Below are 12,554 nucleotides of genomic sequence, written 5' to 3' on the forward strand. Positions count from 1 at the left end.
TCGCGCTGACGCTGGCTCTTGTCCAGGCTCTTGGCGATGCCGAGGTGGCGGCTCCGTTGTGGTGTGTGACGCGAGGAGCGGTTGCTGCCACCTCCCATGAGCGTGTGACGGACCTGGACCAGGCGCAGATATGGGGTCTCGGCCGGGTCGTCGCCACGGAGAGCGCCGATCGGTGGGGCGGTCTGATCGACCTTCCCGAAACGCTCGACGGGCGCTCGGCGGAGCGGCTGGCCGGTGTGCTCCGGTCCGGTGAAGCCGAGGTCGCGGTACGGTCTGCCGGGGTCTTCGGCCGCCGGATGATCCCCGCATCGGCCAACGTCGCAGGCGAGTTGTGGCGTGTGTCGGGGACGGTGCTGGTCACGGGTGGTACGGGTGGTCTGGGCCGGCATGTGGCGCGTTGGCTGGCTGGTGCGGGTGCGGAGCATCTGGTGCTGGTTTCGCGTCGTGGTCCGGCTGCTGAGGGTGTCGAGGAACTGCGCGCGGAACTCGTCGCGTTGGGTGCGCGGGTGTCGGTCGTGGCGTGTGATGTGGGTGATCGTGCGGCCCTGGCCGAGTTGCTGGCCGAGACGCCGTTGACGGCGGTGGTGCACACGGCCGGTGTTCTGGACGATGGTGTTCTCGACGGGCAGTCGGTTGCCCGGTTCGAGGATGTGCTGCGGGCGAAGGCTGAGGCGGCGCGTCATCTGCACGAGCTGACTCGGGATATGGACTTGTCGGCGTTCGTGTTGTTCTCGTCGTTCTCCGCGACGGTGGGTGGTGCCGGTCAGGCCAACTACGCTGCGGCGAACGCCTACCTGGACGCGTTGGCGGAGTTGCGGCGCGGTGAGGGGCTCCCCGCGACATCGATCGCCTGGGGACCCTGGGCCAACGACGGCATGGCGGCTCAGAACAGCATGGTCAGCGGTCGTATGGAGCGGTTCGGTCTGCCGCCCATGGACCCCGACCTGGCCCTCAAGTCCCTGGAGCAGGCGCTCATCGGCGCCGATGCCTGCCCGGTGATCACCGACGTCGACTGGTCGCGGTTCGCCAAGGAGCTCGACGGCGCCCGCAACAGCGCGCTCTTCGGCGAGATCCCCGAGGTGAAGCAGCTGCACCGGACGGCCGGCGGCCGCGCGGAAGCGGATCCCGCCGCCGAGGGAACCTCGGCACTCGCCGAGACCCTGGTGGCCCTTCCGGTCGCCGAGCGGGAGCCGTTGCTGCTCGACCTGATCCGTAAGAACACCGCGACGGTCCTCGGATACGCCACGCAAGCGGGCGTCGAAGCGGAGCGCGGCTTCTTCGAGATGGGGCTCGACTCGCTCACCGCGGTGGAGCTGCGCAACCGTCTGAACGCGGCCACCGGGCTGCGGCTGCGGCCCACCACGTTGTTCGACTACGCCTCGCCCTCCGCTCTGGCCCGCCATCTCATGGGTGAGCTGGCACCGGACGGGAGCGCACCGGAGAACGCGCTGCCCTCGGACATCGACCGTCTCGAGGCCGTGCTCACCGCGCTGCCGCAGGACGACATCGCACGCACCAAGGCGGTGGTCCGGCTCCAGTCCATGCTCGCGAAGCTGAACGACGCCGGTGCCGCGCCCGGTACGAACCCGGAATCGGAAGACGCCGTGGACGATCTCGAAAGCGTTTCGGTCGACGAGCTCTTCGACGTCATCGACCGCGAACTCGGGGATGCCTAATAATGATCATGAACCGTTTGGTTTCCTTGAGGGGGCAAGGGTAGATGTCAAACGAAGAGAAGCTTGTCGAGTATCTGAAGCGGGTCATGGCTGATCTGCGGCAGACGCAGCGCCGTCTCCGCGATGCCGAGGACAAGCCCCGCGAGCCGATCGCGATCGTCGCGATGAGCTGCCGTTTCCCCGGTGGCGTCCGGTCCCCGGAGGAGTTGTGGGACCTCCTCGCCCAAGGGGCGGACGCAGTGGCTCCGTTCCCGGCCGACCGCGGCTGGGACCTCGCCGGGCTCTACGACCCGGACCCCGACCGCCCCGGCACGTCGTATGTGAAGGAAGGGGCCTTCCTGTCCGACGCGGGCGCCTTCGACCCCGGGGTCTTCGGGATCTCGCCGCGCGAGGCACTGGCCATGGACCCGCAGCAGCGGCTGCTCCTGGAGACCAGCTGGGAGGCGATGGAACGGGCGGGCATCGCGCCCGCGTCGGTGCGCGGTACCAAGGCCGGAGTCTTCGTCGGCACCAACGGCCAGGACTACATCGAGGCCCTGCGCCAGGCCCCGAAGGGTGTCGAGGGCTACCTCGCCACCAGCAGCGCGGCCAGCGTGATGTCCGGCCGGCTCTCGTACACCTTCGGCCTCGAAGGCCCGGCGGTCACCGTCGACACGGCCTGCTCGTCGTCGCTGGTGGCCCTGCACCTGGCCGTGCAGTCGCTGCGGCAGGGCGAGTGCTCGTTGGCCCTCGCCGGCGGCGTCACGGTAATGACGACGCCCGGGCTGTTCGTGGAGTTCAGCCGCCAGCGCGGGCTGGCCCCCGACGGCCGCTGCAAGGCGTTCGCGGCGGCGGCCGACGGCACCGGCTGGGGCGAGGGCGTCGGCATGCTGCTCCTGGAGCGGCTGTCGGACGCGCAGCGCAACGGCCACCCGGTGCTGGCGGTCGTCCGCGGCTCCGCCGTCAACCAGGACGGCACCAGCAGCGGCCTGACCGTGCCCAACGGCATCTCCCAGCAGCGCGTGATCCTCCAGGCGCTCGCGAACGCCCGGCTCTCGGCCGCCGAGGTCGACGCGGTCGAGGCGCACGGTACGGGCACGACGCTGGGCGACCCGATCGAGGCGCAGGCGCTGCTGGCGACGTACGGCCAGGAACGCCCGGAGGACAAGCCGCTGTTGCTGGGCTCGGTGAAGTCCAACATCGGCCACACGCAGGCGGCCGCCGGCGTGGCCGGTGTCATGAAGATGGTGCTGGCGATGCGGCACGGTGTGCTGCCGCAGACCTTGCATGTCGACGAGCCGTCGCCCAACGTCGACTGGTCGGAGGGCGCCGTCGAGCTGCTCACCGAGGCCACGCCGTGGCCGGAGGCCGACGAGCCCCGCCGGGCCGGTGTGTCCGCGTTCGGTGTCAGCGGCACGAACGCGCACGTGATCCTTGAGCAGGCGCCCGCGGCGGCTGCCGAGGAGGAGCCGGCGCCGGCCGAGCCGCCGACGGTGGTGCCGTGGGTGGTCTCTGCCCGTTCGGAGAGTGCGCTGGGTGCGCAGGCGGAGCGGTTGCTCGCGCGTGTGGGGGAGTTGTCGCCGCTGGACGTGGGCTTCTCGCTGGCAACCGACCGGGGTGTGTTCGAGCACCGGGCCGTGGTCCTGGCGGGACACCGGGACGGCTTGAGCGCCCTGGCGGATGGGCGCGAGGCTTCGGGTGTGGTGCGGGGCCGTGTCACGGGGGACGGGCGTGCGGCGTTCGTGTTCCCGGGGCAGGGGTCGCAGTGGGTTGGCATGGCTGCCGAACTGCTGGATTCCTCGCCGGTGTTCGCGGAGCGGATCGCGGAGTGCGGGGTCGCACTGGCGCCGTATGTGGATTGGTCGTTGGCCGATCTGCTGCGTGGTGACGATGCTGCCTGGCTTGAGCAGGTCGATGTCGTACAGCCGGTTCTCTGGGCGGTGATGGTCTCGCTGGCGGAGGTGTGGCGTTCGACCGGTGTGGAGCCGGCCGCTGTCATCGGCCACTCTCAGGGCGAGATCGCGGCCGCGTGTGTTGCGGGTGCGTTGTCGCTGGAGGATGCGGCGAAGGTGGTGGCGCTGCGGAGCAAGGCGCTGCGGGCCCTGTCCGGCCGTGGCGGGATGGTATCCGTCTCCCTGGATGTGAAGGCAGTCGAGGAACGGCTGAACAGCCGTCTCGCGGTGGCGGCGGTCAACGGCCCGGCCACGGTGGTTGTTTCCGGCGATGTCGACGCCCTTGATGAATTCCTCGCCGACTGCGAGGCGGACGGTGTCCGTGCGCGTCGTATCGCGGTGGATTACGCCTCGCACTGCGCACACGTGGAGGAAATAGAGAGCGCGCTGCTGCGCGACCTCGCCGGCATCACCCCGCGCCCGGCCTCCGTACCGTTCTACTCGACGGTGACGGGATCGGTGCTGGAGACCAGCACCTTGGACGCGGGCTACTGGTACCGCAACCTGCGCCAGACCGTCCGCTTCCAAGAGGCCGTCCAGGCTCTCCTGGACGACGGATTCCGCCTGTTCGTGGAGTCCAGCGCGCACCCGGTCCTGAGCCTGGGTGTGGAGCAGACCGCCGAGACCCACACCATCACCGCCGTCGGTTCCCTGCGCCGCGACGAGGGTGGTCTCGACCGCTTCCTCACCTCCGTCGCCGAAGCCTTCGTCGGCGGGGCTGCCGTCGACTGGGCAGCCCTCTTCGACGGCACGGGCGCACGCCGCGTCGACCTCCCCACCTATGCCTTCCAGCACCAGCACTACTGGATCAACCCGCCCGCCGCCCGGCTCGGCGATGTGACGTCCGCCGGTCTGGGTGCGGCGGATCACCCGCTGCTGGGCGCCGTGGTGTCGCTTGCGGATGCGAACGGGCTGGTGCTGACCGGCCGGTTGTCGGTGGGGGCGCAGCCGTGGCTCGCCGACCATGCCGTGCTGGGGAGGGTGGTGGTCCCCGGCACCGCGTTCGTCGAGCTCGCGCTGCGCGCGGCCGATGCCGCCGGGTGTCAGGGCCTGGAGGAACTGACGCTGCAAGCACCCTTGGTGCTCCCCGAGTCGGTGGCCGTGCAGGTGCAGGTGGTCGTCGGCGGTACGGAGGAGCCGGGGCGCCGTGAGTTCGGCGTGTACTCGCGGGTCGAGGGCGATCACGACGAGGAGTCGTGGACCTGCCACGCGAAGGGCGTGCTGGCGGCGGTCGCCGCCGACGACGCCTCGGACGCACGGCAGTTGGCCGCGTGGCCGCCGGCCGAGGCCGTGGCCGTCCCGGTGGACGACCTGTACGAGCGGTTGGCCGCCTCGGGGCTCGAGTACGGGCCCGCGTTCCGAGGTGTGCGGGCGGCGTGGCGGCGTGGCGACGAGGTGTTCGCCGAGGTCGCGCTGCCCGACGAGCAGCGCGAGGAGGCAGGGCGCTACGGCATGCATCCGGCCCTGCTGGACGCCGCGCTGCACGTGACCGGCGTGGGCCACCTCGCCGCTCCGGAGGCCGACGGCACGCCTTCGGTGGCACGTCTGCCCTTCGCGTGGAGCGGCGTGTCCCTGCACGCCACGGGCGCGACCACGCTTCGCGTGCGGCTGTCGCGGGCCGGGGCGGACGGGGTGTCGGTCCTGGTGGCCGACGCGACCGGGGCTCCGGTGGCCTCCGTCGGCTCGCTCGTGGGCCGTCCCGTCTCGCCGGAACTGCTCGACAGCGCCGCGCGGTCGTCGCTGGAGTCGCTGTTCGGCGTGCGGTGGGAGGCGGTGTCGTCCGGCGACATGACGGGCGATGCGGGGGACTGGGCGATTCTCGGCCCCGACGGCTCCCGGCTCGCGGCCGCGCTCGAAGCGGCCGGACACCGGGTCTCGCGCCTGCCCTCGGCAGCGGACGGGCCCTTCCCCGAGGCTGTTCTCCTCCCGCTCCTGTCCCCGTCGGACTCCGGCGACCTCGCCTCGGCGACCCGTGAGGTGACGTACCGGGCGCTGCGAGCCGTACAGGAATGGCTGGGCAACGACGCGGCCGCCGCGTCGAAGCTCGTGTTCGTGACCCGGGGCGCGGTCCCGACCGCGCCGGGCGAGGGCGTCTTCGACCTGGCGGCGGCCGCGGTGTGGGGCCTGGTCCGGTCGGCGCAGACGGAACACCCGGACCGCTTCGCCCTGGTCGACCTCGACACCTGGGACGGCGCCGCCGGAGCGGTGCGCACCGCGCTCGCCCGCGACGAACCGCAGCTCGCCCTTCGCACCGGCGAATTCCGTGCCCCCCGTCTCGTGAAGGCCCCCGTCCTGCCCGGCGCCGCCGGGACATGGGACGGCTCCGGCACCGTGCTGATCACCGGCGCGGGCGGCGTACTCGGCCGCCTGGTCGCCCGGCACCTGGTCGCCGAACACCGCGTACGGAGTCTGGTGCTGGTGTCTCGCCGCGGCCGTGCCGCCTCCGGGATGCCCGAGCTTGAGGCGGAGCTCGCCGGCCTGGGCGCGAGCGTCGTCCTCGAAGCGTGCGACGTGACAGACAGGGAGGCGCTGGCGGGTGTGCTGGCGCGCATCCCGCAGGACATGCCCCTGCGCGGCGTGGTGCACGCGGCCGGAGTACTGGACGACGGCGTGGTGGAGTCGCTGACGCCGGAGCGCGTGGACGCCGTCTTCCGGCCGAAGGTGGACGCGGCGCTGCTCCTGGACGAGCTGACGCGGGACCTGGACCTGACGGCCTTCGTGCTCTTCTCCTCGGCCGCCGCGACGTTCGGCGCGGCGGGACAGGCCAACTACGCCGCGGCGAACACCTTCCTCGACGCCCTGGCGGCGAACCGGCGGGCGCAGGGCCTGCCCGCGGTGTCGCTGGGTTGGGGCTTCTGGGCCGAACGCAGCGGCATGACCGGCCACCTGGCCGACGCCGACCTCGCCCGGATGGCTCGCGGAGGCGTCGTACCGCTTTCGTCGCGGGAAGGGCTGGCGCTCTTCGACGCGGCGACCGCCTCGGACGAGGCGCTGCTGGTCCCGGTGCGGCTCGCCGCCGCGGTGCTCCGCGGCGGGAACGGCCCCGTGCTGCCACTGCTGCGCCGCCTGGTGCGGACCCCCGCGCGGCGGGCCGTGGCCGCGCCCACGGCAGCGGACGGCGGCCTGTGGGGCGATCTGGCCCGGCTGCCGGAGAGCGAGCGGGAACAGACCGTGCTGGACGTGGTCCGCACGCACGTCGGGGCCGTACTCGGCTATGCGCCGGGTGACGAGGTCGCGTCCGACCTCGCCTTCCGCGAGCTCGGTTTCGACTCGTTGACGGCGGTGGAGCTGCGGAACCGGCTGAACGCGGCGACGGGTCTGCGGCTGTCGGCCACGCTGGTCTTCGATTACCCGAGCCCTGCTGTGCTCGCTCGTCATCTGCTGGACGAGTTGGTGTCGGCGCATGCGGGGGTGACGAATCGTACGGCGACTCCTGCCGCAGCTGTGGCCGCGTCCGTCGACGAGCCGATCGCCATCGTCGGCATGAGCTGCCGCTTCCCCGGCGGCGTACGGGCTCCCGAAGACCTGTGGTCGCTGATCGACTGCGGCGGGGACGCGATGTCCGCGTTCCCGGACGACCGCGGCTGGGACCTGGAGGCGCTCTACCACCCGGACCCCGACCACAAGGGCACCGCGTACGCACGCGAGGGCGGATTCCTTTACGGCGCCGGTGAGTTCGATCCCGCGTTCTTCGGGATCTCGCCGCGTGAGGCGTTGGCGATGGATCCGCAGCAGCGGTTGTTGCTGGAGACGTCGTGGGAGGCGTTGGAGCGGGCCGGGATCGATCCGGTGTCGGTGCGGGGCAGTCAGACCGGTGTGTTCGCCGGGATCATGCACCACGACTACGGGTCCGCGACCGCGTCGGTGCCGGACGGTGTCGAGGGCTACATCGGCAACGGGACGGCGGGCAGCATCGCCTCCGGCCGCATCTCGTACACGTTCGGTTTCGAGGGTCCTGCGGTGACGGTGGACACGGCGTGTTCGTCGTCGTTGGTGGCGTTGCATCTGGCGGTGCAGTCGTTGCGTCAGGGTGAGTGTTCTTTGGCGTTGGCTGGTGGTGTGACGGTGATGGCGACGCCGGCGCTTTTTGTGGAGTTCAGTCGTCAGCGTGGGTTGGCGCCTGATGGTCGTTGTAAGGCGTTTGCGGCGGGTGCGGACGGTACGGGGTTCTCCGAGGGTGCGGGGATGCTGTTGCTGGAGCGGCTGTCGGATGCGCGGCGTCATGGGCATCGGGTGCTTGCGGTGGTGCGTGGTTCGGCGGTGAACCAGGATGGTGCGAGCAATGGTCTGACGGCGCCGAACGGTCCGTCGCAGCAGCGGGTGATCCGGGCGGCGTTGGCGAGTGCGGGCTTGGCGGCTGGCGAGGTGGACGCGGTCGAGGCGCATGGTACGGGCACGAAGTTGGGTGACCCGATCGAGGCGCAGGCGCTGCTGGCCACGTACGGCCAGGAGCGCTCCGAGGACCGCCCGCTGCTGCTCGGCTCGATCAAGTCGAACATCGGTCATACACAGGCCGCCGCCGGTGTTGCCGGGATCATGAAGATGGTGCTGGCGATGCGGCACGGTGTGCTGCCGAGCACGTTGCACGTCGATGAGCCCTCACCCCACGTCGACTGGACGATGGGGGCTGTCGAGCTGCTGACCGAGGCCACGCCGTGGCCTGAGACCGGTCGGCCCCGCCGGGCGGGCGTCTCGTCCTTCGGAGCCAGTGGCACGAATGCGCATGTGATCGTGGAGCAGGCGCCGGAGTCGGAGCTTCCGGTGGCTTCGGAGTGTTCGTTGCCTGTGGTGCCGTGGGTGGTGTCGGCGAAGTCCGAGGCGGCGTTGCGGGGTCAGGCGGAGCGGCTGCTGTCGCTGACGCGGGACGAAGCTGTTGCTCCTGTCGATGTGGCGTTCTCGCTGGCCACGACCCGTTCGGTCTTCGAGCACCGTGCGGTGGTGCTGGCTGCGGACCGGTCCGGCTTCGGGGCCGGGCTGGGTGCGGTGGTGTCGGGTGAGCCCGCTGCTGGCTTGGTCCGTGGTGTGTCGGCGTCGGGGAAGCTGGCGTTGGTGTTCTCGGGGCAGGGCAGTCAGCGGGTCGGGATGGGGCGGGAGCTGTATGAAGCCTTCCCTGTCTTTGCTGAGGCTTTTGATGAGGTGTGTGCGGCGTTCGAGTTGGAACGGCCGTTGCGTGAGGTCGTGTTCGAGGGTGGTGATGCTCTTGACGAGACGGTGTTCACGCAGTGTGGTCTGTTCGCGGTTGAGGTCGCTCTCTATCGGCTGGTTGCTTCGTGGGGTGTGAAGCCGGACTTCGTGGCCGGGCATTCCATCGGCGAGATCGCGGCCGCCTATGTGGCTGGTGTTTGGTCGCTGGCGGACGCGTGTGCGTTGGTTGCGGCGCGTGGGCGCCTGATGCAGGCGTTGCCGTCGGGTGGGGCGATGCTGGCGGTGGAGGCGGACGAGACGACTGTCCGTGCGGCGCTGACCTCCTCTGATGTGGACATTGCCGCCGTCAACGGGCCTTCGTCGGTGGTGGTTTCGGGTGCTGAGGCGTCGGTGGCGGAGCTGGAAGCGGCCTGGCGGAGTGAGGGTCGCCGGGTGCGGCGGCTGCGTGTCTCGCACGCGTTCCACTCCTCGTTGATGGAGCCGATGCTGGCCGACTTCCGTAAGACGGTCGAGGGGGTGTCGTACGAGGCGCCGCGTATCCCGCTGGTCTCCAACCTCACCGGCGGTCTTGCCACCGCTGAGGAGCTGTGTGACCCCGACTACTGGGTGCGTCACGTCCGTGCGACCGTCCGTTTCGCCGACGGCGTGGCATGTCTGGCGGACCAGGGTGTGACCACGTTCCTGGAGCTGGGCCCGGACGGTGTTCTGTCCGGCATGGGTCAGGACGCCGCTCCGCAGGCGCTCTTCACCGCGGCCCTGCGCAAGGACCGCGACGAAGCGGGAACGCTGCTCGAGGCCCTGGCTCAGGTTTACGTCCAGGGTCACTCCGTGGACTGGGCCGCGCTGCTGGCCCCGGCCCGCCCCCGGCAGGTCGACCTGCCCACCTACGCCTTCCAGCGCGAGCGCTACTGGCTGGAGTCGGTGGCAGGGCCGGCGGACGTCGGGTCGATCGGGCTCGGCGCGGCGGAACATCCGCTGCTGGGTGCCGCGGTGACGCTGCCGGACTCCGACGGCTGCCTGTTCACCGGCCGGTTGTCCGTACGTACCCAGCCGTGGCTGGCGGACCACGCGGTGCTTGGGGCGGTGGTGGTGCCCGGGACCGCGCTCGTCGATCTGGCGCTCCACGCGGGTGCCCGCTTCGGGTGCGTACAGGTGGACGATCTGGTGCTGGAAGCGCCGCTCGTCCTGCCCGAACACGGCGCGCTCCAGCTCCAGGTCGTCGTCGGTGGCGTCGACGACAGCGGTCGGCGGCCGGTCAACGTCTATGCCCGGCAGGAGTCCGGCGACCCGGACCGCCCCTGGACGCGTCATGCCGGAGGCGCGCTGACCACGGCCCTGACCGGCACGGCGCCGCAGCTGTCGGACGAGCCGGGCGTATGGCCGCCGTCCGGAGCCGTCGCGGTGGACATCGAGGGCATGTACGAGCAGTTCGCGCTGGGCGGCCTGGCGTACGGCCCGGTGTTCCAGGGCGTACGGGCGGCCTGGCGGCGGGGAGACGAGGTCTTCGCCGAAGTGGCGCTGCCCGAGGAGCACGCCCAGGAGGCGGCCCACTACGGGATCCACCCCGCCCTGCTCGACGCGGCCTTGCACGTGGCCGGGCCCGCGGGCCTGGTCGACGCGGGCGCGGAGGACACGGACCGGGTCCGCCTTCCGTTCGTCTGGAACGGGGCGTCCGTGCACGCCACCGGAGCGGCCAGGGTCCGCGTGCGCCTGACGGCCGCGGGGGCGGACGGTGTGTCGGTCGTCGTGGCCGACGAGTCCGGCCGGTTGGTGGCCGCGGTGGACGAGTTGGTGACGCGCCCGGTCACGCCCGCGCAGATCGACGCGGCCCGTGGCGGCCTGCGCGAGTCGCTGTTCCGGCTCGACTGGCTCGGCATGACGCCGGGAACCACGGCTCTGTCCGCCCTCCGCTGCGCGCTGATCGGCGACGGGGACGACGACCTGGTGACGGGCCTGCGGTCCGCCGGCTGGGACGTGACGGCCCACAGCGGTCTGACGAGCCTGGCCGGATCCCCCACCGGTGGGCCGTCCCTTCCGGAGTGCGTCTTCCTCACCGTCCCGAGCCGCGCCGGTGCCGGCACCGGCGGGCTGCGCGCGGCGGTGGCCGGAGCGCTGGAGCAGGTGCGGGGCTGGCTGGCGGACGAGCGGTTCGCCGGATCCCGCCTGATCGTCGTCACGCGGGGCGCGGTGGCAACCGACGCCCACGGTGTGCGCGACGCCGACGCCGCCGCCGTGTGGGGCCTGGTGCGGTCCGCGCAGGCGGAGCACCCGGACCGGTTGGTCCTCCTCGACCTCGGCGACCCCGCCGACGCCACGCCCGTCGCCGCGGCCCTCGCCTCGGGCGAGCCGCAGGTGGCCGTACGCGACGGGCGGGCCCTCGTGCCCCGGCTGGTCCGCGTCGGCGAGAGCGGACCGTCGGCAGGCGCGTCGGCCACCTGGGACACGGAGGGCACGGTGCTCGTCACCGGAGCGACCGGCGCCCTCGGCGGCCTCGTGGCCCGGCACCTGGTGGCGGAACACGGAGTGCGGCACCTGTTGCTGCTGAGCCGCAGGGGAGCGCAGGCGGACGGAGCGGCGGAACTGACGGCCGAACTGACCGCCGCCGGGGCCTCGGTGACCTGGGCCGCCTGCGACGTGGCGGACCGGGACGCACTCGGCGCGGTGCTGGCGGGCATCCCCGCCGAACACCCGCTGAAGGGCGTCGTGCATGCAGCCGCCGTACTCGACGACGGTGTCATCGGGTCGCTGACGCTCGAGCGCCTCGACGCGGTGCTGCGCCCCAAGGCCGAGGCGGCCGTGGCGCTCCACGAGCTGACCCGGGAGCTGGACCTCTCGGCGTTCGTGCTCTTCTCCTCCGTCGCAGGCACGCTGGGCGCCGCCGGGCAGGGCAACTACGCCGCCGCGAACGCCTTCCTCGACGCCCTCGTCTCCCAGCGCCGCGCCCAGGGCCTGCCCGGCCTGTCGCTGGCCTGGGGCCTGTGGGAGCAGCGCAGCGCGCTGACCGAGGGGCTGGCCGAGGTGGACAAGCGGCGCATGGGCGGCATCGGCCTCGGTGCGCTGTCGAGCGACGACGGACTGGCGCTGTTCGACGCCTGCTGCGCCGGTGCTTCCCCCGTGGTGGCGCCGATGCGGCTGGACATGACGGCCCTGCGGGCGACCGTCCAGGCCGCCGGTGGCGATGTGCCGCACGTCCTGCGTGAGTTGCTGCGCCTGCCCGGCAACCGCGCGGCCGCGGAGAGCGCCGCTCCGTCGGTGGGCCTGCGGGAACGGCTGGCCGGAACGCAGGCGGCGGAAGGCGAACGCACCGTGCTGGACGCCGTACGCCGCAACGTCGCGGCCGTCCTCGGCCACGGCGGAACGGAGACGGTGGAACCAGGGCGTGCCTTCAAGGACGTCGGGTTCGACTCGCTGACGTCCGTGGAACTGCGCAACCGGCTGACCGCGGCCACCGGACTGCGGCTGCCCGCCACCCTCGTCTTCGACTATCCGACGCCCAGCGCCCTGGCCCACCACCTCCACCAGGAACTGACGCGGGACACCGGCACCACGGCCGAGCCGGTGGCCGTGCGGCTCGACCGCCTCGAAGCCGGTCTGTCGGCCATGACCTTGGAGGAGATCGGCCGCACGGATGTGGTCTCCCGGCTGCGGGACCTGCTGGCGAAATACGACGAGACGCAGGAAATACCGGAAAGCGCCGCCCTCGCCGACCAACTCGAATCGGCGACGGACGGTGACCTCTTCAGGATGGTGGACGAGGATCTCGGAATCATCTGAGCCGATCGCCCGCAATGTCCGACCGCCT

The 12,554-nt window shown here is 71.8% G+C and carries 2 protein-coding genes; both read left to right on the forward strand.

Translation table 11 applies throughout. The features are described from left to right. On the forward strand, nt 1-1,676 hold a 1,676-nt coding region (locus ACZ4A5_RS26640), incomplete at its 5' end, for a beta-ketoacyl reductase (RefSeq protein ID WP_467589356.1). 44 nt (nt 1,677-1,720) lie between these two features. Next, nucleotides 1,721-12,526: a type I polyketide synthase gene (locus ACZ4A5_RS26645; protein ID WP_467589359.1), complete on the forward strand. Its 10,806-nt coding sequence runs from the start codon at nt 1,721-1,723 to the stop codon at nt 12,524-12,526. Nucleotides 12,527-12,554 lie beyond the last annotated feature (28 nt).

It is taken from the genome of Streptomyces sp. NPDC025618, assembly GCF_055558795.1.